At 59.3% G+C, this 20,854-nt stretch carries 19 protein-coding genes; 11 read left to right on the forward strand and 8 right to left on the reverse strand.

Annotated elements, in window-relative coordinates; translation table 11 throughout:
- Positions 1 to 13: 13 nt before the first annotated feature.
- Positions 14 to 1,312, forward strand: a complete 1,299-nt coding sequence (gene rluB, locus IB252_RS03130) for a 23S rRNA pseudouridine(2605) synthase RluB (RefSeq protein WP_111451842.1) — start codon at positions 14 to 16, stop codon at positions 1,310 to 1,312.
- A 204-nt stretch (positions 1,313 to 1,516) separates the two neighbouring features.
- On the opposite strand, the gene IB252_RS03135 is transcribed toward rluB, so the two are convergent.
- Together IB252_RS03135 and IB252_RS03140 are read right to left on the reverse strand one after the other, a co-directional pair.
- Complete coding sequence (locus IB252_RS03135) at positions 1,517 to 2,482, reverse strand: leucyl aminopeptidase (RefSeq protein WP_192406724.1); 966 nt, start codon at positions 2,480 to 2,482, stop codon at positions 1,517 to 1,519.
- 69 nt (positions 2,483 to 2,551) lie between these two features.
- Complete coding sequence (locus tag IB252_RS03140) at positions 2,552 to 2,689, reverse strand: hypothetical protein (RefSeq protein ID WP_008156111.1); 138 nt, start codon at positions 2,687 to 2,689, stop codon at positions 2,552 to 2,554.
- Positions 2,690 to 3,619: 930 nt separating this feature from the next.
- On the opposite strand from IB252_RS03140, the gene IB252_RS03145 reads away from it, so the two are divergent.
- Together IB252_RS03145 and arfB are read left to right on the forward strand one after the other, a co-directional pair.
- Complete coding sequence (locus IB252_RS03145; protein WP_192406726.1) at positions 3,620 to 5,041, forward strand: amino acid permease; 1,422 nt, start codon at positions 3,620 to 3,622, stop codon at positions 5,039 to 5,041.
- A gap of 217 nt (positions 5,042 to 5,258) precedes the next feature.
- Entirely contained in the window at positions 5,259 to 5,672 is a 414-nt protein-coding gene (gene arfB / locus IB252_RS03150) for an alternative ribosome rescue aminoacyl-tRNA hydrolase ArfB (protein ID WP_008010994.1), read from the forward strand.
- Here the strand turns inward: arfB and IB252_RS03155 are convergent.
- From IB252_RS03155 to phhA, 6 genes are all read right to left on the reverse strand, one after another.
- Complete coding sequence (locus tag IB252_RS03155; RefSeq protein WP_192406728.1) at positions 5,669 to 6,883, reverse strand: MFS transporter; 1,215 nt, start codon at positions 6,881 to 6,883, stop codon at positions 5,669 to 5,671. The two genes, arfB and IB252_RS03155, sit on opposite strands and share 4 nt — an antisense overlap.
- Positions 6,884 to 6,988: 105 nt before the next feature.
- Complete coding sequence (locus tag IB252_RS03160; protein ID WP_192406730.1) at positions 6,989 to 7,186, reverse strand: hypothetical protein; 198 nt, start codon at positions 7,184 to 7,186, stop codon at positions 6,989 to 6,991.
- Between the two features lie 74 nt (positions 7,187 to 7,260).
- Positions 7,261 to 7,392: a hypothetical protein gene (locus tag IB252_RS30290; protein WP_008156098.1), complete on the reverse strand. Its 132-nt coding sequence runs from the start codon at positions 7,390 to 7,392 to the stop codon at positions 7,261 to 7,263.
- Positions 7,393 to 7,668: 276 nt separating this feature from the next.
- Positions 7,669 to 8,862 (reverse strand): amino acid aminotransferase, encoded by a 1,194-nt coding sequence (locus tag IB252_RS03165; RefSeq protein WP_111451848.1) that lies wholly within the window; start codon positions 8,860 to 8,862, stop codon positions 7,669 to 7,671.
- Positions 8,862 to 9,218: a 4a-hydroxytetrahydrobiopterin dehydratase gene (locus IB252_RS03170; RefSeq protein WP_060541364.1), complete on the reverse strand. Its 357-nt coding sequence runs from the start codon at positions 9,216 to 9,218 to the stop codon at positions 8,862 to 8,864. Before IB252_RS03170 ends, IB252_RS03165 begins: the two co-directional genes overlap by 1 nt.
- Positions 9,219 to 9,322: 104 nt before the next feature.
- Complete coding sequence (gene phhA, locus IB252_RS03175; protein WP_111451849.1) at positions 9,323 to 10,108, reverse strand: phenylalanine 4-monooxygenase; 786 nt, start codon at positions 10,106 to 10,108, stop codon at positions 9,323 to 9,325.
- Positions 10,109 to 10,522: 414 nt separating this feature from the next.
- On the opposite strand from phhA, the gene IB252_RS03180 reads away from it, so the two are divergent.
- The 8 genes from IB252_RS03180 to IB252_RS03215 all read left to right on the forward strand — a co-directional run bounded on the left by IB252_RS03180 (position 10,523) and on the right by IB252_RS03215 (position 20,804).
- Positions 10,523 to 12,088, forward strand: coding sequence for a sigma-54-dependent transcriptional regulator (locus IB252_RS03180; RefSeq protein ID WP_074874485.1), 1,566 nt, complete (start codon positions 10,523 to 10,525; stop codon positions 12,086 to 12,088).
- A 316-nt stretch (positions 12,089 to 12,404) separates the two neighbouring features.
- Positions 12,405 to 13,145, forward strand: coding sequence for a flagellar basal body rod protein FlgF (locus IB252_RS03185; RefSeq protein ID WP_111451851.1), 741 nt, complete (start codon positions 12,405 to 12,407; stop codon positions 13,143 to 13,145).
- 45 nt (positions 13,146 to 13,190) lie between these two features.
- Positions 13,191 to 13,976, forward strand: a complete 786-nt coding sequence (flgG, locus tag IB252_RS03190; protein WP_008011001.1) for a flagellar basal-body rod protein FlgG — start codon at positions 13,191 to 13,193, stop codon at positions 13,974 to 13,976.
- A 52-nt stretch (positions 13,977 to 14,028) separates the two neighbouring features.
- Entirely contained in the window at positions 14,029 to 14,724 is a 696-nt protein-coding gene (gene flgH / locus IB252_RS03195) for a flagellar basal body L-ring protein FlgH (RefSeq protein WP_111451852.1), read from the forward strand.
- A gap of 27 nt (positions 14,725 to 14,751) precedes the next feature.
- Positions 14,752 to 15,840 (forward strand): flagellar basal body P-ring protein FlgI, encoded by a 1,089-nt coding sequence (locus IB252_RS03200; RefSeq protein WP_111451853.1) that lies wholly within the window; start codon positions 14,752 to 14,754, stop codon positions 15,838 to 15,840.
- 11 nt (positions 15,841 to 15,851) lie between these two features.
- Positions 15,852 to 17,150, forward strand: a complete 1,299-nt coding sequence (gene flgJ, locus IB252_RS03205; protein ID WP_192406732.1) for a flagellar assembly peptidoglycan hydrolase FlgJ — start codon at positions 15,852 to 15,854, stop codon at positions 17,148 to 17,150.
- Positions 17,151 to 17,173: 23 nt separating this feature from the next.
- On the forward strand, positions 17,174 to 19,213 hold the full coding sequence (gene flgK / locus IB252_RS03210; protein WP_192406734.1) for a flagellar hook-associated protein FlgK: 2,040 nt from the start codon (positions 17,174 to 17,176) through the stop codon (positions 19,211 to 19,213).
- Between the two features lie 13 nt (positions 19,214 to 19,226).
- The gene (locus tag IB252_RS03215; protein ID WP_192406736.1) at positions 19,227 to 20,804 is read left to right on the forward strand and encodes a flagellar hook-associated protein 3; all 1,578 of its coding nucleotides are present in this window, start codon (positions 19,227 to 19,229) and stop codon (positions 20,802 to 20,804) included.
- Positions 20,805 to 20,854: the final 50 nt, after the last annotated feature.

Genomic DNA, 20,854 nt, shown 5'->3' on the forward strand with positions numbered 1-20,854 from the left:
GGGAGGTGCCCAGATGAGTATCAACGACCAGAAAGACGACCAGGAAATCGGCCCAGCAGGCGAAAAACTGCAGAAAGTCCTCGCCCGTATCGGCGTCGGCTCGCGCCGTGACGTAGAAGCCTGGATCAGCCACGGCCGCATCAAGGTCAATGGCAAAGACGCCACCCTCGGGCAGCGCGTCGACATGCACGACGCCATCACCATTGATGGCAAGGTGATCAAGCGCGAAGAAGCCGCCGAGTCGGTACGCCGCGTGATCATGTACAACAAGCCGGACGGCGAAATCTGCACCCGCCTCGATCCGGAAGGCCGTCCGACCGTTTTCGACAAGATGCCGCGCCCGAAAGAAGGTCGCTGGATCAACATCGGTCGTCTGGACATCAACACCACCGGTCTGCTGATGTTCACCACCGACGGTGAACTGGCCAACCGCCTGATGCACCCTTCCTACGAAATGGACCGTGAGTACGCGGTGCGTGTCCGTGGCGAAGTCGATGACGAGATGATCGAGCGTCTGAAAGCAGGCGTCGTCCTCGAAGACGGCCCGGCCAAGTTCACCGACATCAAGCAGGCGCCAGGTGGCGAAGGTTTCAACCACTGGTACCACTGCGTGGTGATGGAAGGTCGCAACCGCGAAGTCCGTCGTCTGTGGGAATCCCAGGGCCTGGTGGTCAGCCGTTTGAAGCGTGTGCGTTTCGGTCCGGTGTTCCTCAACTCCGACCTGCCGATGGGTCGCTGGCGCGAAATGAGCCAGTACGAAGTCGACATTCTGAGTGCTGAAGTCGGCTTGACCCCGGTGGCCATGCCGCAAATGAACGCCAAGAGCAAAGACAAGCTCGATCGCATGCAGCGTAAATCGTCGCGTCCGATGGGCAAGACCGAGCGCGTGCGTTCGTTGCGTCCAGCCATCGGTAACCAGAGCGCTGCTACGCCGCGTGATACCCGCGAACCGCATATCGAAGGCGAACGTCCAGCCCGCAAACCAGCAGCACCTCGTGCTGACGGCGAGCGCGGTCCACGCACGCCACGTCCGGCCAATGGTCGCACCGAACGCGGCGAAGGCCGCAGTGCGCCAAGCGGTGGTCGTAGCGATCGCGGTGCTCCAGCCGGTCGTGGCGAGTCTCGTGGTGAGTCGGGTCGCGGTACGCCTGTGGCAGACCGTCCTTCCGACACCAAGCGCCCGGCCAAGGCTCCGGCGAAGAAGCGTCCAGGCATCGTTCTGGTCGACAAGGACGCGCCATCGGGCAAGCGCCGTGGTGCGCCAGCCGGTTCGGGCCAACGTCCGGGCTTCGGTCGTCGCAAGCCTGAGTAATCGGTAAGCGCCCCTCTAAAAAACGCCAACCTTCGGGTTGGCGTTTTTTTATGTCTGACTTTAAGTAAGGTGGTGACTGTTCGGGCCTCATCGCGAGCAGGCTCGCTTGTATGGTAGGACTTGAAGGGAGGAGGAGGAACGCGGTCACCTGTGGGAGCGAGCCTGCTCGCGATGAGGCCCGTAGCGGCACCGCCTACTTAGTGGCTAAAACACAAACCGCCCATCAAACACCGGCTCATCATCCAGCGCCAACACGCCGCTGGAAAAGATCAGGTCCAGATGATGGCTACCCTTCGCGCCACCGCCCAATCCCAGATGCAGCCCGCAATGGCGTTCCTCGAACCCGGCATTGCGCGCATACAGCGTCTTCACGCCTTCGTTGGTGCCGATCCCCAGCTCCTCAATCCGTCGATTGGATGGATTGGCCTCCAGGTACTTGTTGAAGTCATGTTCCAGTCCCGGCACCTCGGTGGCGATTTTGCTGATGGTCGAATTCTCGATCCACAACTCCAGTGGCGACTCCAGCACCCCGTATTTGCGGGCAAATGGAATGGTGCTGAGAAAAGTCCCCATGAACTTGACCCTGCCGTTAATGGCCTCGCTGTGCGTGGCAATCTCACCCGGCGCCAGATCGAAGTTGCCGACACCGTTGATGTCGGTCCACTTCTTGATACTGCTCAACGGTGTTTCGAACCACGAGCCGTGATCATCTTTGAAACTTAACGTGGTGGCATGGGACATGCGCTGGATCAAGTGGCTGTTCAACCCGGCAATGCGCTGCGGGGTGACACTGAACGTGTCGTAGAAGTAATCGCCGTAATCCTTGAACAGCAGCGACTTCTTCCAGTTCTCGGCCATGACGCCTTGCAGCGCGCGGACAAATTCCGGGCCGTCGGGGCGCGGGTTGGGCAGGGTGGAAGAGTCGTAGAAGAAAATGTACAGATCGCTGTCGGCAATCGCCTGGGCCAGCAATTCCGTGGGCTCCAGATCCAGTCGCATTGCGCTGAAACTGAAGCGTGGGCTGGCACCGGCCTGTTCGGCGATGGTGCTCGTCAGTGCCTGATAATCAGCCGTGTGGCCGAGCAAGACCTTCGCCGGGTTGATGCCGACAAGGGCAGGGTGCTGTTCGAGGTAGTAAAGGAAATGCGAAATGGCGCGTTGCTTATCCATGTAGTCCTCCCTGACAAACCGAGAAAAAGTGGCAGGCACAACCGGCCGGATCGTGCCTGCCGGGATGTCTTACAGAGGCCACATCGCCGTGCCGAACGGAACAACCGCATCGGCTTGCATCATTTCAACGGCGGCGTCATGGGTCGGTGCTTCAAACCAATCGTCCAGTTGCAGTTCAGTTTCCAAGTCTTTTTCAAGTGCTTGCATTGTGAATCTCCTAGATGACTTTTTCGGTAAGTGCTGCGGCGCGTTTTCAGTCATTGAATAACCCGCCAACTTGCTGATTGATGCGCCTCGGCAAGTCGCTGAAAACCTAGTTCACAGGTTTTTAAATTGCAAAAAAATAATCAAATAAGATTTGTTTGAACTTTTTGTTCTGTTTTTTATTAAGCAATTTGTTAATAAAAAACAGAAAACTAACTCGACCTTTTCCTTAGGAAGCTTCCTACCGTCAATTTGCAGTCAGGCTAACGTCAAATCTGATTCGGCAAATTTACGTTACGGCATGTAAAGAAATGCTGACGAAATAGAGCCTCAAAGCCCTTGGTTTGACGCTTGCGGAAGGGATGTAAGGAAAACCTTCCGCCCAGCAGCCATTTAACCTGCGCGCAGGGCTCTGGCCCGCTTGTTTCAGGCGCGGTTGAAGGGTGAGATGCGCCCCATGCCTGTCGTGCAGGTGCATAACAAGAAGGAGGCGCAATGTACGCCGTGACTCATTTCCACTTCTCTGCGAGGGGCGATTTTTCCGCCGTCCCCGTCGATGACCCGCAAAGGTCTGACTCAATTTTTGCAGCCGCCCGAGACCCTCGAGGCGGACACAGGCAATCCCGGCAAATGACACGCTGATCCAGCAGTGTCTGGCAGCAGGGGGTTACAGGTGTACAATGCGCCGCGTTTTAACTGTGACCTCCTGCGCATCTGCGCAAACCTCAAGGCTATCCGTCTTGTTCACTCCGCCGCGCCACAAGCGTGTCGGGTTCGATTTCGTCACAGATAAAAACAAACAGGTGACGCATGACCGTTGTAAAAACGCTGAACTCCTTTTGCCTTCGCTGGGGTTTGATCGGCGCTGCTTGAAATCGCAACCGAGCAGCAACGTCTAACGAACATCATCAAACCTTGCGTGAGACCCTTTTCATGAGTGGACAAAACTCGCATTCAGGCGAGCTGAAACGCGGCCTGAAAAATCGCCACATTCAACTGATCGCCCTCGGTGGCGCGATCGGTACCGGGCTGTTCCTCGGCTCGGCCGGCGTACTGAAATCCGCCGGCCCGTCGATGATCCTCGGCTACGCCATCTGCGGCTTCATTGCTTTCATGATCATGCGCCAGCTCGGCGAAATGATCGTCGAAGAGCCTGTCGCCGGTTCCTTCAGCCACTTCGCCCATAAATACTGGGGCGGTTTCGCCGGCTTCCTGTCGGGCTGGAACTGCTGGATTCTGTACATTCTGGTGGGCATGTCGGAGCTGACCGCAGTCGGTAAATACATCCACTACTGGGCGCCAGACATCCCGACCTGGGTCTCGGCAGCCGGCTTCTTCGTCTTGATCAACCTGATCAACCTGGCGAACGTCAAAGTCTTTGGTGAGGCCGAGTTCTGGTTTGCGATCATCAAGGTCGTGGCCATCGTCGGCATGATTGCGCTCGGCAGCTACCTGCTGGTCAGCGGCGACGGCGGCCCGCAAGCGTCGGTGACTAACCTGTGGGCCCACGGCGGCTTCTTCCCGAATGGCGTCAGCGGTTTGGTGATGGCCATGGCGATCATCATGTTCTCCTTCGGCGGCCTGGAAATGCTCGGTTTCACCGCCGCGGAAGCCGACAAGCCGAAAACCGTGATCCCGAAAGCCATCAACCAGGTGATCTACCGGATCCTGATTTTCTACATCGGTGCGTTGGTTATCCTGCTTTCCTTGACGCCATGGGACAGCCTGTTGGCGACCCTGAACGCGTCGGGTGATTCCTACAGCGGCAGCCCGTTCGTGCAAGTGTTCTCGATGCTCGGCAGCGACACCGCTGCGCACATCCTCAACTTCGTGGTCCTGACCGCGGCGCTGTCGGTGTACAACAGCGGCACCTACTGCAACAGCCGCATGCTGCTGGGCATGGCCGAGCAGGGCGATGCGCCGAAAGCCTTGTCGAAGATCGACAAGCGCGGCGTGCCAGTGCGTTCGATCCTTGCGTCGGCGGCGGTGACATTGATTGCCGTATTGCTGAACTACCTGATCCCGCAAAACGCGCTGGAACTGTTGATGTCGCTGGTGGTTGCCACCCTGGTGATCAACTGGGCGATGATCAGCTTCTCGCACTTCAAGTTCCGCCAGCACATGAACAAGACCAAACAGACACCGCTGTTCAAGGCCCTGTGGTACCCGTACGGGAACTACATCTGCCTGGCATTCGTGATGTTCATTCTGGGCGTCATGCTGCTGATTCCGGGGATTCAGATCTCGGTGTATGCGATTCCGGTGTGGGTCGCGTTCATGTGGATTTGCTACGGCATCAAGAACAAGCGTCGTGACCGGCATGCGTTGCAAGCTGCGGGTTCCGTAGCGAAATAATGTAAGTACAGAAACAACAAACCCGGCCATGTGCCGGGTTTGTTGTTTTCGGGTTTTACACAAATCCCTTGTAGGAGTGAGCCTGCTCGCGATAGCGGTGTGTCAACATCTTAGTTGCCTGACACACCGCTATCGCGAGCAGGCTCACTCCCACAGGGACCGCATTCTTTCAGTTCATTCGCGGTATCCTGAGCGTTCTGAACCCGGACGCTTTTCCATGCTGGTAATTTCCAACAACGTGCATCTGCCGGATGCCGAGATCGAATTGACCGCCATCCGCGCCCAAGGCGCCGGAGGGCAGAACGTCAACAAGGTCTCCAGCGCGGTGCACCTGCGTTTCGACATTCCGGCCTCGTCCTTGCCCGAGTTCTACAAGGAGCGGCTGCTGGCGCTGCGTGACAGTCGTATCACCAGCGAAGGGGTGTTGATCATCAAGGCCCAGCAATACCGCACGCAGGAAGCCAATCGCGCGGATGCGTTGGAACGGCTGACCGAGTTGATCCTCAGTGCCACCAAGGTCGAAAAGAAACGTCGCCCGACCAAACCGACCCTCGGTTCGAAGAAGCGTCGGTTGGAGTCCAAGACCAAGCGCGGCAGCATCAAGGCCGGGCGTGGCAAGGTCGATTTTTAGCGGGCTTGGCGTTCTTCCCGGTACTTTTCATTGAGATGCTTCGGCGCCTGCCGGTACAAGTAAACACTCAGTGCCAGACCGCTCAACGCGGCAATCGCGGCGAACAGGAAAATCGAGGCAAAGCCAAAACCTGCCGCAATCGCACCCGCCACCGGCCCGGTGATCCCCAGCGACAAATCGATGAACAACGAATAAGCCCCGACTGCCGCGCCACGACTTGAGGCCGGTACCAGGTTGACCGCTTCCACCCCCAGCGCGGGGAATACCAGCGAGAAACCGAACCCGCTCAGTGCCGCACCGGCCAATGCCCAATGAGCGTCCGGCGCCAGCCACAGCAGCAGCAAGCCGAGGGTTTCCACCGACAGGCAGGCAATCGCCACGCGAAAGCCGCCGAGGCGGTTGATCAGGTTGCCGAACAGCAGCCGCGCACCAATGAAACTGGCACCGAACAGGCTCAGGCACAGCACCGCGTTGTCCCAGTGTTGCGTGGCGTAATACAGGGTGATGAAGGTGGCGATGGTGCCAAAGCCGATCGAGCCCAGCGCCAGACCGCAACCATGTGGCAGGACGCGCCCCAGCACATGCATGAACGGCAAACGCTCGCCGACCACAATCGGTGCGGCGGTTTTCGGCCAGGCCAGCACGAGGCCGAGGACGGCCAGCAACACGATGCTCACGCCCATGCTCCACAAGCCCAGCTGATTAACCAGCAGCACGCCCAGCGGTGCGCCGACTGCCAGTGCGCCATAACTGGCGATGCCGTTCCAGGAAATGACCTTGGCGGTGTTCGCCGCGCCGACCCGGCCGATGCCCCAGCCAATCGAGCCGGAGCCCACCAGGCTTTCCGCGCTGCCGAGTACCAGACGGCCGATCAACAGGCTGATCAGGCTCAAGGTCGGCAAGCTTTGGGTCCAGGCCGAAATAAGCATGAACACGCCGCTCAAACCGCAGCCGGCGAGGCCGTACATCACGGCGAGTTTGCTGCCCTTGTTATCGATGATTTTTCCGGCATACGGACGGCTGAGCAGGGTGGCCAGGTATTGCACGCTGATCACCAGGCCGGCAATGACGGCGCCGAAGCCCAGATCGCTGTGGACGTAACCCGGCAACACGGCCAGGGGAATGCCGATATTCAGGTAGCCGATGAAGGTGAACAGGACGATGGAAACGACTTGCAGCGTGACCGCCAGGGGGCGCTGGTTTTCAGACATGGGTAAAGATCCACGGGGAAGCAGGATAGATAGGCTGCTTATGATAGCGGCGCGAGCGGCTACTGGTCGTGGAAAAAGTAAAACTATTTGCCGGACGGGGATGAATCAGGGTTTGGCGGGTGCGACCAGGTGCGTGGTGACCAGGGCGGCCAAGGCGTTTTCTTCGCTGCCGAAGCGGGCGAGCAGCGCGGCGCGTTTTTCGGGGGACAGGCGATTCCAGATCTCGATCATCTTCTCGGTGGTGCCGATCAGGACGCTGGCTTGCTGAGCTTCGTCAAAAGTAGGGCTGAAGTCGTCGGTCATGGTGGGGCTCGGGGTTCAGGCGGTGTGGAAAGCGCATGTTAGCGCTTTCCACACGGTCTGGCATTGCAGGTAAATCAGTCTTCGCTGTCGGCCTTGCGGCGTTCAGTGGCTTCTTTCGGCTCGGGCTGTTGGGCGCCGGCTTGTTGCGTGGGCGTCTGCTCAGTTTCGTGCAGGCTTGGGAAGGGGAGATTAGGGATCTCGTGCATATCGCGCTCCTCGCAAAGTCTGTTGATAGATCTGGTAGATCCGCGCTTTTAAAAAGCTTGGGGAGGATACAGCAGAAGAAATGACAAATAGACTTTTATATCCAATTGTTGCGACGGATGGGATTGTCTAGACAGGTCTGCAAGAGGGAGCGACACAACATAAATGTGGGAGCGAGCCTGCTCGCGAATGCGGAGTGTCAGTCGACATCAACACTGACTGATCCACCGCATCGCGAGCAGGCTCGCTCCCACAGGGGGCTGTGCAGGGTTTGATGCTTATTTGCAGACTTCGGCGATTGCCTCGGCCAGCAAATCAAGGCGTGTGGCATCGATTCCGGCGACGTTTGCCCGACCAGTGCCCACCATGTAAACACTGTGATGATCACGCAATTGTTTGACCTGTTCCGGCGTCAAACCGGTGTAGGAAAACATCCCGCGCTGCACGCCGATATGCGCAAAGCGCTCGCGCAAACCATGAGGTTCAAGCGCTTCAACCAAACCGCTGCGCAGTTGGGCGATACGCAAACGCATGGCTTCCACTTCGTCGGCCCAGAGGCTTTTCAGCTCTGGATCACCGAGGATGGTCGCTACCACAGCAGCGCCGTGATCCGGCGGTGTCGACCACAGGTTGCGGGCGATGTTGGCCAGTTGGCTGCGGATATCCACCAGCTTGTCAGCGGTTTTCGCGCAGACAATCAGCGCACCGGTACGGTCGCGGTACAGGCCGAAGTTCTTCGAGCAGGAACTGGTGATCAGCACTTCCGGCAAGGCGGCAGCGAACAACCGGGTTGACCAGGCATCCTGTTCCAGGCCATCGCCGAAGCCTTGGTAGGCGAAATCGATCAGTGGCACCAGATCGCGACTGCGCACCACATCCAGCACCCGGCGCCAATCATCATGGGACAGATCGAAACCGGTCGGGTTATGGCAGCAAGCGTGCAGCAGCACCACATCGCCCTTCGGCGCTTCATTGAGTACTGCGAGCATCGCTTCGACGTCGAGGCGGTTATCGCTGCCGACATACGGGTAATGACTGACCTTGACTCCGGCTGCCGCGAAGATGGTTTCGTGGATCGGCCAGGTCGGGTTGCTCAGCCACACGCCACGGCCCGGTAGGCACTGGGCGATAAAATCGGCGCTCAAGCGCAGCGCGCCGGTGCCGCCCGGCGTTTGCGTCGCGCCAGTCCGTTGTTCGGTGATCAACGGAGAATCGGCACCCAGCACCAGTTCAACGATGGCCTTGCCGAACGCCGATTCACCGTGGCCGCCGATGTAGGTCTTGGTGGTCTGACGATCCACCAGGCGTTGCTCGGCGAGCTTCACGGACTGGGGGATCGGTGTCAGGCCCTGGGCATCTTTATAGACGCCCACGCCGAGGTCGAATTTGCGCGGGTTGGGGTCCTGCGCATAGGCCTCCATCAGGCCGAGAATCGGGTCGCCGGGTACTCGTCCGATGGCGTCGAAATGCATTATTTGCGGCCCTCGGCGTCCTTGGCCACTTCGTCAGTGCGCGCGGCCATGATGAAATCGTTGCGATGCAGGCCCTTGATGGAATGGCTCCACCAGGTCACGGTGACTTTGCCCCACTCGGTCAGCAGGCCTGGGTGGTGACCTTCAGCCTCGGAGATTTCACCGACGGCGTTGGTGAACGCCAGTGCGTGCTTGAAGTTCTTGAACAGGAAAACTTTTTCCAACTGCATCACGCCGTCGCGCACTTCGATGTTCCAGTCGGGAATCTGCTTGATCAGTACCGGCAGTTCTTCGTCGCTGACTTGAGGGGCATCGGCGCGGCAGGCTTCGCAATGGGCTTGGTTCAATGTGGACATGATGGGTTCCTGAAATCGAATTATTGGAAATCGGCCGTCAGTGTCACCACGCTAAACCAAAGCGTCGGTTCCTGACAGGCTCACTTGATTCTAAAAGCTGCGGATCACGCGGCCTTTGGCGGAAATTTTGGTGTGTGCAAGCCCAGCTGCATGCCTTGCTTGACCATGCCCATGATGTCTTCGTGGGCGAGATCGAACAGGCGCTTGAGGTTCGGCAGGACAAAGTACAGCGGTTGCAGGATGTCGATGCGGTACGGCGTGCGCATGCATTCCAGCGGATCGAAGGTCTGATGTTCAGGTTCGTCCGACAGGCAGTAAACGGTTTCTTTCGGCGAGGAGAGAATGCCGCCGCCGTAGATGCGCAGGCCTTCAGCTGTATCGACCAGGCCGAACTCGATGGTCATCCAGTACAGACGCGCCAGGTAAACGCGTTCTTCCTTGGAAGCCTGTAGGCCGAGTTTGCCGTAGGTGTGGGTGAATTCGGCAAACCAGGGGTTGGTCAGCAGTGGGCAGTGGCCAAAGATCTCGTGGAAAATGTCCGGCTCTTGCAGGTAATCCAGCTCTTCGCGGGTACGAATAAACGTCGCCACCGGGAACTGCTTGTTGGCGAGCAATTCGAAAAAAGTCTGGAAGGGGATCAGTGCGGGTACCCGGGCAACCTGCCACCCGGTGGTTTCACCGAGGACCTTGTTGATCTCACCGAGTTGCGGAATGCGGTCGTGGGGCAGACCGAGTTTTTCGATACCGTCCAGGTATTCCTGGCACGCACGACCCTCGATCACTTTCAGTTGGCGAGTAATCAGCGTGTTCCACACCGCGTGTTCTTCGGCGGGGTAGTCGATAAAACCTTGCGCATCGGGCTCGCGAGCCACGTATTGCGTCTGCTTCATGCTGCTCTCCTGCTAGGGGATTTCGTTCTTGTTATGTCCTGCTATGGACCTAGAAATACCTCAAGAAATGCAGTGTTGCAGCACGCGAGTTGCACCGTTCGTAGGAAATTTCGTCGGTTTTCGTAAAGTATTCGTTACGGATTTGCCGCAATGGCACAGGGATTGAGATTTTCGGGTTTGAAATGGCTTGCAGGTGTCACATAATCTTGACGACTATCTTCACGCTTGACAGAAAAATCTGCCGGGCGCGTTCAATTGAGCGCTGCGATTCCCGTGTGGGAGTGAGCCTGCTCGCGATAGCGGTGTGTCAGCCAGCATAAATGTCCACTGACATACCGCTATCGCGAGCAGGCTCGCTCCCACAGGGAATGCGCACAGGTACTGATCTCATTTATCGTTTTTCGGGCCATTTATATGCGTATCAAAGTCCACTGCCAGAACCGCATCGGCATTCTGCGTGACATTCTCAACCTGCTGGTGGAGTACGGGATCAACGTCGCACGCGGCGAGGTCGGCGGTGAGCATGGCAACGCGATCTACCTGCATTGCCCGAACCTGATCAACATTCAGTTTCAGGCATTGCGTCCGAAGTTTGAGGCGATTGGCGGGGTGTTCGGTGTCAAGCGTGTAGGGCTGATGCCCAGCGAACGTCGGCACATGGAGCTCAATGCGTTGCTCGGCGCCTTGGAGTTTCCGGTGTTGTCGATCGACATGGGCGGCTCGATCGTTGCGGCCAACCGTGCGGCGGCGCAGTTGCTTGGCGTGCGGGTAGATGAGGTGCCAGGGATACCGCTGTCGCGTTACGCCGAGGATTTCGACTTGCCGGAACTGGTGCGCGCCAACAAGTCGCGGATCAACGGCTTGCGGGTGAAGGTGAAGGGCGACGTGTTTCTCGCCGACATTGCGCCACTGCAATCAGAGCATGACGACAGCGAAGCCATGGCTGGCGCGGTGCTCACGCTGCACCGCGCCGACCGGGTCGGTGAGCGCATCTATAACGTGCGCAAGCAGGAGCTGCGAGGTTTCGACAGCATTTTCCAAAGCTCGAAGGTGATGGCCGCGGTGGTGCGCGAAGCCCGACGCATGGCGCCGCTGGATGCGCCGCTATTAATAGAAGGTGAAACCGGTACGGGTAAAGAATTGTTGGCGCGCGCCTGCCACTTGGCGAGTCCGCGGGGGCAGTCACCGTTGATGGCGCTCAACTGCGCCGGCCTGCCGGAATCCATGGCGGAGACGGAGCTGTTCGGCTACGGCCCCGGCGCTTTCGAAGGGGCGCGGGCCGAAGGCAAGCTCGGTCTGCTGGAACTGACGGCGGGCGGTACGCTGTTTCTCGATGGTGTCGGGGAAATGAGCCCGCGCTTGCAGGTGAAATTGCTGCGTTTCCTGCAGGACGGTTGCTTCCGTCGTGTGGGCAGCGATGAAGAGGTTTATCTGGATGTGCGGGTGATTTGCGCGACGCAGGTCGACCTGTCCGAGTTGTGCGCGCGGGGTGAGTTTCGCCAGGATTTGTATCACCGTTTGAACGTGCTTTCACTGCACATCCCGCCACTGCGCGAATGCCTCGACGGTTTGACGCCGCTGGTCGAACACTTCCTCGATCAGGCCAGTCGACAGATCGGTTGCCCGCTGCCGAAACTGGCGCCGGCGGCGATGGAACGGCTCAGTCATTACCATTGGCCGGGCAATGTCCGGCAATTGGAAAACGTGTTGTTCCAGGCGGTTTCCTTGTGTGAGGGCGGGACCGTCAAGGCCGAACATATTCGCCTGCCGGACTACGGCGTGCGTCAGCCACTTGGCGATTTCTCGCTCGAGGGCGGGCTGGACGAGATTGTCGGGCGTTTCGAGAAAGCGGTGCTGGAGCGGCTGTATTCCGAGCATCCGAGCAGTCGCCAACTGGGCAAGCGGTTGGGGGTTTCGCATACGACCATTGCCAATAAGTTGCGTGAGTATGAAGTCGGCAAAGAGCCCGGCAGCGCCTGATTATTGATCGTTCCCACGCTCCGCGTGGGAATGCAGCCAGGGACGCTCCGCGTCCCAAGAGCGGACGCAGAGCGTCCATTGAGGCATTCCCACGCAGAGCGTGGGAATGATCAGGCGACAGAAACCGTGGATTGCCTCGAAGCGGCATAACACCGCCGGTTTTTCGTCTTTGACACAATCCCCGTTTCCCCTCCGAACCCCTCAAGTCCTTTGTTTGCCGGGCCCTGCGCCGCCAGAAAAAAGTTGGTCTGCAAATTGCTTATCGCTCAGCAGTACAGCGGTGGACGGCAAACGTCCGGCATGCAGAGGAAAGAGTGTGGACAAGTACCTTTATGTGGCAATGACCGGCGCCAGCCAGAATGCACTGGCGCAGAAGGCTCATGCGAACAACCTGGCGAACATCTCCACCAACGGTTTCCAGAAAGACCTGGAACAGGCGCGTTCGATTCCGGTGTTCGGCGACAGCTTTCCGGCGCGTGCGTTTGCCCTGTCCGAACGTCCGGCCACCGATTTCTCCCCTGGCGCATTGGTGGAAACCGGTCGCGACCTCGATGTCGCGGTGCAAGGCAATGGCTGGATCGCCGTGCAGAACCCTGATGGCGGCGAAAGCTACGTGCGCACCGGCAGCCTGAACGTCGACGCCCTGGGCGTGCTGCGGGCCGGCAACGGTATGCCGGTGATGGGCAATGGCGGGCCGATTGCCGTGCCGCCCGAGCAGCAAATCGAAGTGGGTGAGGACGGCACCATCAGCATTCGTGCGATGGGCGAAGGTCCGCGCGTGATGGCGGAAGTCGACCGCATCAAACTGGTCAACCCGGACTTCAAGAACATGACCAAAGGCCTGGACGGTTCGATTCACACCAAGGACGGCAAGCCTGCGCAAGCCGATGCCAACGTCAAACTGGTGTCCGGTTTCCTTGAGTCGAGCAACGTCAACGCCGTGGAAGAAATGACTTCGGTGCTGGCCCTGGCCAAGCAGTTCGAGCTGCACATCAAGATGATGAACACCGCCAAAGACGATGACCAGGCCATGGCTCGGGTCTTGCAGATCAGCTAATTATCAGAACGTCGCGCCGTAAAACAGGCGCACGAGGAGAATCGAATGCTTCCGGCTCTATGGGTTGCCAAAACAGGTCTGTCCGCCCAGGACACCAACCTGACGACCATTTCCAACAACCTGGCCAACGTGTCGACCACGGGTTTCAAACGTGACCGCGCCGAGTTCCAGGACTTGCTCTACCAGATCAAACGCCAGCCAGGCGCCCAGTCGACCCAGGACAGTGAGCTGCCGTCGGGTCTGCAAGTGGGTACCGGTGTGCGCATCGTCGGCACCCAGAAAAACTTCACCGCCGGCAGCCTGCAAACCACCGAACAGCCGTTGGACATGGCCATCGACGGTCGCGGTTTCTTCCAGATTCTGCAGCCGGACGGCACGACTTCCTACACCCGTGACGGTACGTTCCACCTGGACTCCAACGGTCAGATCGTGAACGCCAGCGGCTTCGCCCTGGAACCGGCCATCGTCATCCCGAACGATGCCCAGACCTTCACGGTCGGTCGCGACGGCACCGTGTCCATCACCGTTGCCGGCAACCCGGCCTCCCAGGTGATCGGCAACCTGCAAACCGCCGATTTCATCAACCCGGCCGGTCTGCAGGCTGTGGGCAATAACCTGTTCCTGGAAACCGCTGCCAGCGGCGCGCCGCAAGTCGGTACCCCGGGCCTGGCCGGTTTCGGCACCACGCTGCAGAACACTCTGGAAACCTCGAACGTCAGCACCGTTGAAGAGATGGTCAACATGATCACCACTCAGCGCGCTTACGAGATGAACTCCAAGGTGATCTCCACCGCCGACCAGATGCTCTCGTTCGTAACGCAGAATCTGTAATCAAGTCTATGAGGCGGCCATGAGGTCGCCTGCAACACCGTGAGGTAGGGTCATGAATCGCTATGTATCTGTTCTGGCACTGAGTGGGATCGCCGCGCTTTCGGGTTGCGTCGGTCCGACGCCCAAGCCCAATGACCCTTACTACGCCCCGGTGTTACCGCGCACGCCGCTGCCGGCGGCGGCCAATAACGGCTCGATCTACCAGGCCGGTTTCGAACAGAACCTGTACAGCGACCGCAAGGCGTTCCGGGTCGGTGACATCATCACCATCACCTTGAACGAGAAGACCCAGGCCAGCAAAAACGCCAATTCCCAGGTCGGCAAGACCAGCAAGACCAGCATTGGCCTGTCCTCTCTGTTCGGCGGCGGCTTGAGTACCAACGATCCGATTGGCAGCGGTGACCTGAGTCTGGATGCCGCTTACAGCGGCGACCGCGCGACCAAGGGTGACAGCAAGGCTGGACAGGGCAACAGCCTCACTGGCTCGATCACGGTGACCGTTGCCGACGTGTTGCCTAACGGCATCATCGCCGTGCGCGGCGAGAAGTGGATGACCCTCAATACCGGTGATGAACTGGTGCGGATTGCAGGGCTTGTTCGCGCCGATGACATCGCGACGGACAACACCGTTTCGTCGACCCGTATCGCCGATGCACGCATCACCTATTCGGGCACCGGTTCGTTTGCCGATGCGAGTCAGCCAGGCTGGTTCGACCGTTTCTTCCTCAGCCCGCTGTTCCCTTTCTAGGTGGCCACGTTGAATCTTAAACACCTCATGGTGGCCGCCCTGATGCTGTCCGCAGCGTTCAACGCTCAAGCCGAGCGGCTGAAGGATATCGCCAGTATTTCCGGCGTGCGTTCCAACCAATTGATCGGCTACGGCCTGGTGGTCGGACTTAACGGCACCGGTGACCAGACGACGCAAACCCCCTTCACCCTGCAGACTTTCAACAACATGCTCTCGCAGTTCGGCATCAAGGTGCCGCCGGGTTCGGGCAACGTGCAATTGAAGAACGTCGCGGCGGTGTCGATCAGTGCTGATTTGCCGGCGTTCGCCAAGCCGGGTCAACAGGTCGACATCACCGTATCGTCCATCGGTAACTCCAAGAGCCTGCGCGGCGGCACCTTGCTGCTGACGCCGCTCAAGGGTATCGATGGCAACGTCTATGCGGTCGCTCAGGGCAACCTGGTGGTCGGCGGTTTCGACGCCGAAGGTCGTGACGGTTCGAAGATCACCGTCAACGTTCCGTCGGCCGGTCGTATCCCGGGTGGTGCGTCGGTTGAGCGTTCGGTGCCGAGCGGTTTCAACCAGGGCAACAGCCTGACGCTGAACCTCAACCGTTCGGACTTCACCACGGCCAAGCGCATCGTCGACAAGATCAACGACATGCTCGGTCCTGGCGTTGCCCAGGCCATCGACGGCGGTTCGATTCGCGTCAGTGCGCCACTCGATCCGAGTCAGCGCGTCGACTATTTGTCGATCATCGAGAACCTTGAAGTCGACCCGGGTCAGGCGGTGGCGAAAGTCATCATCAACTCGCGGACCGGCACCATCGTGATCGGCCAGAACGTCAAGGTTTCCCCGGCCGCCGTGACCCACGGCAGCCTGACCGTGACCATCACCGAAGACCCGATCGTCAGTCAGCCCGGCCCTCTGTCCAATGGGCAGACGGCGGTCGTGCCGCGCTCGCGGGTCAACGCCCAGCAGGAAGCCAAGCCGATGTTCAAGTTCGGCCCGGGTACCACCCTCGACGAAATCGTGCGTGCGGTGAACCAGGTCGGCGCGGCGCCAGGTGACTTGATGGCCATCCTTGAAGCACTGAAACAGGCCGGTGCGCTGCAAGCCGACCTGATCGTGATCTGAGGACGGCGACCATGGATATGCGCAAGGGCGGATTGGGGGTCAGCAGCAACGATTCGGGTTCCTATTCGGACCTCAATCGCTTGAACCAGCTCAAGGTCGGCGACAAGAACAGCGACGGCAACATGCGCAAGGTGGCGCAGGAATTCGAGTCGCTGTTCCTCGGTGAAATGCTCAAGTCCATGCGCTCGGCCACTGAAACGCTGGGCCAGGACAATCCGCTCAACACGCCGGCAGCCAAGCAATATCAGGAAATGTACGACCAGCAGTTGGCCGTTTCCATGTCCCGTGAGGGTGGCGGTATTGGTCTGGCTGACGTGCTGATGCGTCAGATGTCGAAGAACAAGCCGATGGCCCCGGGCGAGGCCGCTGCCGCGTCAGCCGCCAAGCAAGCTGCCGCGAAAGCCGCCGTGGAAACCCCGATAGCCGCCGGTACGGTCGCCACCAACGGGCCGCTGTCGCGCCTCAATGGCGAGCGTCCGTTGTGGGCTTCGCGCTCGGTGAAGTCGGCCAGCGCGGGCGAGGGCACTCATCGCAATGATATGGCGCTGATCAATCAGCGACGTCTGGCGCTGCCGCCGAAACTGGCCGACCGCTTGCTCGCAGGGCTGGTGCCGTCGGCAACGCCCCCTGCCGCGACCGCCACGACGGCGCAGAACAGCATCCAAACGCCGCAGAGCACCAAGACCGGTGCCGGTCCCCTGTACAACGGCGATTGGCTGGCTTCGCAAACGGATGCGACATCCAGCGGGCGCCTGCAGATTTATGGCCGTGCCATGGCACAAATACCGCTGGCACCGGCGAAGAAAGCGTTCAGTTCCGCCGACGAATTCGTCAACACCATGCTGCCGATGGCCAAAGAGGCCGCCGAGCGCATTGGGGTCGATCCGCGTTACCTGGTGGCGCAGGCCGCCCTGGAAACCGGATGGGGCAAATCGGTCATGCGCGCCCAGGATGGCAGCAGCAGTCACAACCTGTTTGGCATCAAGGCCAGCGGTAGTTGGAAGGGCGAATCGGCGCGGGCAATCACCAGCGAATTCAGGAATGGCGAGATGGTCAAGGAGACGGCGCAGTTCCGTTCCTATGACTCTTACAAGGACAGCTTCCATGACCTTGTGACGCTGCTGCAAACCAACAATCGCTATCAAGATGTTGTGAAGTCGGCCGATAACCCAGAACAGTTTGTGCGCGAGTTGCAAAAGGCCGGTTACGCAACCGACCCGGACTACGCGAGCAAGATTTCGCAGATAGCCAAGCAGATGACGAGTTACCAGAACTACGCTGCGGCGGGCGCTTCCACCACGCCTTTATAGGCACAAGGATTAAGGTCTGAACCATGAGTTTGCTCAATATCGGGATGTCGGGTCTGGCGGCAAGCCAATCCTCTTTGGCTGTGACAGGCAACAACATTGCCAACGTCGACACCGCCGGTTATTCGCGTCAGCAAACCGTGCAGGGCACCAAAGCCTCGCAGCAGTACGGGAATGTCTTCATCGGCACGGGCACGACGCTGGCGGATGTTCGTCGGGTATACAACGCCTACCTCGATTCCCAGTTGCAGACCGCCACCTCGCTCAATAGCGAAGCCGCCTCGTACCAGGCTCAGGTCACGCCGCTGGACTCGATGCTTTCCGACACCAATACTGGGATGACCGGTGTACTGCAGAAGTTCTTCACTTCAATGCAAGGTGTGTCGACGTCCGCGACCGACGATACGTCCCGCCAAGCGGTGCTGACTGGTGCCCAGGCGTTGACCAATCGCTTCAACACCATTGCCAAACAGTTGAACGACCAGAACACCACCATCAACGGCAGCCTGTCGGACATGGCGGCGCATGTGAACAAGCTGGCCACATCGATTGCCAACCTCAACCAGAAGATTGGTGAGCTCTCTGCCGGCGGCGCCCAGCCGAACGATCTGCTCGATTCTCGTAACGAAGCGGTGCGCCAACTGTCCGAGCTGGTCGGTGCACAAGTCGTCGAGCGCGGCACCAGCTACGACATCTACCTCGGCAGCGGCCAGCCGTTGGTGATGGGGAACACCACCAATACTCTGGAAACCGTCGCCAGCAAAGATGATCCGTCGCGCTTGGGTCTGCAGATGAACCGTGGCTCCAGCACCATTGACATCACGGCGGTGATCAGTGGTGGCGAAATCGGTGGTCTGCTCACTTACCGTAAGGAAGTGCTCGACCCGTCGCTCAATGAACTGGGGCGTGTAGCTCTGGTGGTGGCTGACCAGATCAACAGTCAGCAAGCGCAAGGTATCGACAAGAACGGCGATTTCGGCGCGGCGATTTTCAACAACATCAACAGTGCTGCATTGATTAGTCAACGCAGCATTGGCCAGTCGGGCAACAGCGCCGGCTCCGGCAACCTGAATGTCACCATCAAGGACACCGGCAAGCTGACCACCAGCGACTACCGGGTTACTTTTACCAGCGCCACCGACTACAGTGTCAAGCGCTCCGATGGCACTGATATGGGCACCTTCAGTACCACGACCACACCGCCTCCGGTGATCGATGGCTTCAGCCTGTCGCTGAACGGCGGGGCCCTGAGCGCCGGCGACAGCTTCAAGGTGACTCCGACTCGCGGTGCCGCAGCCAGCATCCAGACCGTATTGAGCGACCCGAAAAAGATCGCGGCAGCAGCCCCGTTGGCTGGCGTGGCCAGTTCCAAGGCCACGGGCACTTACACCCAGCCGACGCTGAGCAGCACGATCGATATCTACAACTCGGCAGACCAGGCCGACATGCAGGCTGGGCTCAAGTACTCGACGCCGGTCAAGATAACGTTCGGCGCCCCAAGCGGTGGCAGTCAGACCTATAACATGACCGATGCCCAAGGTAATCCGCTGGGCAGCGGCACCATTGTCCCAGGCCAGAGCAATACCCTGAACCTGAAAGTCCCCATGGTCGATGCCAGCGGCAATCCGATCATGGGCGGTACCCCGCCAGTCCAGAAAACCTTCACCGTGCAGACTACTGTGGGTGGTTCGCCCACCAGCGGCGAAAGTTTCTCGATGTCCCTGACCGGCGCGGCTTCTTCGGACAACCGCAACGCGCAAGCCCTGGTAGGTCTGCAAACCAAGCAGACCGTGGACACCGGTTCCGCGAGCAAGGGTGTCAGTCTGACCGACGCCTACAGCACGCTGGTGACCAGCGTTGGTACCAAGGCTGCCCAAGGCAAGTCCGACAGCGCCGCTACCACGGCGATCCTGACCCAGGCCAAGGGCGCTCGTGATTCGCTTTCCGGGGTCGACCTCGATGAGGAAACCGGCAACCTGGTCAAATACCAGCAGTACTACACCGCCTCTTCGCAGATCATCAAGGCTGCGCAGGAAATCTTCAGCACGCTCATCAACAGCCTTTAAGGAGTCGTAATTCATGCGCATTTCCACCGCCCAGTATTACGAGACAACCGCTGCCAACTATCAGCGCAACTTCAACAAGGCGATCGCGACCAGCAACGAAGCCAGCAGCCTGACTCGTGTCAACACGGCCGCTGATGATCCAATCGGTGCGGGGCGTTTGCTGAAACTAGGTCAGCAAAGTGCGGCGCTGGCTCAGTACAGCACCAACATCGACAGCACCAAAAGTACGTTGAGCCTGCAGGAAACCATGCTGGATTCCATCAGCACGGCCTTGCAGCGCGTCAAGGAACTCGGCCTCAGCGCCGCCAGTGGTAATGCCACCGACGCTGACCGCAAGGCCTATGCCGCGGAAATGAGCCAGATCCAGCAGCAAGTCGCGGGGCTGATGAACTCCAAGGATTCGGCCGGCAACTACCTTTTCTCCGGTTCGAAAACCGACACCGCGCCGTACACCCAGAATTCCGATGGTACCTACACTTACAACGGCGACCAGAGCAGCATCAATCTGACCGTCGGCGATGGTTTGACGGTGGCCACCAACACCACCGGCTGGGACGCATTCCAGCAGACCATCAACACCAGCCGCACACAGACCACCATGACGGCTCCTGCGGTGGATGATGGTCGAGTGGTTCTGTCCAGTGGTCAGGTGGGCAACAGTGCAACTTACGACGCCAAGTTTGCCAGCGGCCAGCCATACACTGTCACCTTCCTGAGCAGCACCCAGTTGCAGATTACCGACGCGCTGGGTAATGACGTGACTACCGAGGCCAGCCAGAACGGCGCATTCAGCAACAGTAACGGCGCCAACCAGGTGGTCAGCTTCCGTGGCGTCGACCTGAACCTGAACATCAATCTCAAGTCGGGCGATGTGGCGGACACGGTTATCGCCGGCCACACCTTCCAGTTGTCGGCCAAGCCGGACACGTTCAACGCCACGCGTAGCGCCGGTAACCTGTCGACTGCCGTCATCACGAGTTCCTCCGTGACTGACCCGGTGGCCTACAACGCTGCGTTCCCGACGGGCGGGGCGATCATTAAGTTCACGAGCGCCACCGGGTTTGATCTGTACGCGGCGCCAGTGACTGCCGACAGCCGTCCTGTCTCGTCGGGCGCCGTGGTGGCTGGCCCTCCAGCTACTGCCACCGCTGCAGGCGTGACGTTTGCTCTGGGTGGCGGCGCTCCGGGCTCGGGCGACCAGTTTGCGATCCAGTCCAACAATCACCAGACCCAGAACGTACTCGATACCCTGGGCAAGATGATCACGGCGATGAATACGCCGGTTGATGGTGATCCGGTTGCCAAGCAGAAGTTTCAGGCGGCCATGGATTCGGGTCTTGACAACGTTGACAGCGCCAGTATTCAGCTGGGCTCGGCGCTCACGTCGATCGGTGCACGTGGCCAGTCGCTGGATGATCAATCCACGACCAACCAGAGCCTGAGCCTGGCGAACACCACGACCCAGTCGTCGATTCGCGACTCCGATCCGGCTGAAGTCATGACCCGCCTGACATTGCAGCAAACCATGTTGCAAGCGGCGCAACTGGCGTTCAGCAAGATCTCTTCGCTGGGCCTGTTCAACAAGATCTGACGGTGTTCAGGTGCGCAAACGCCCGTTAGCCCTGACCCTTCTGTATTTAT

This window comes from Pseudomonas sp. PDM10 (assembly GCF_014852295.1).
Lineage (GTDB): Bacteria > Pseudomonadota > Gammaproteobacteria > Pseudomonadales > Pseudomonadaceae > Aquipseudomonas.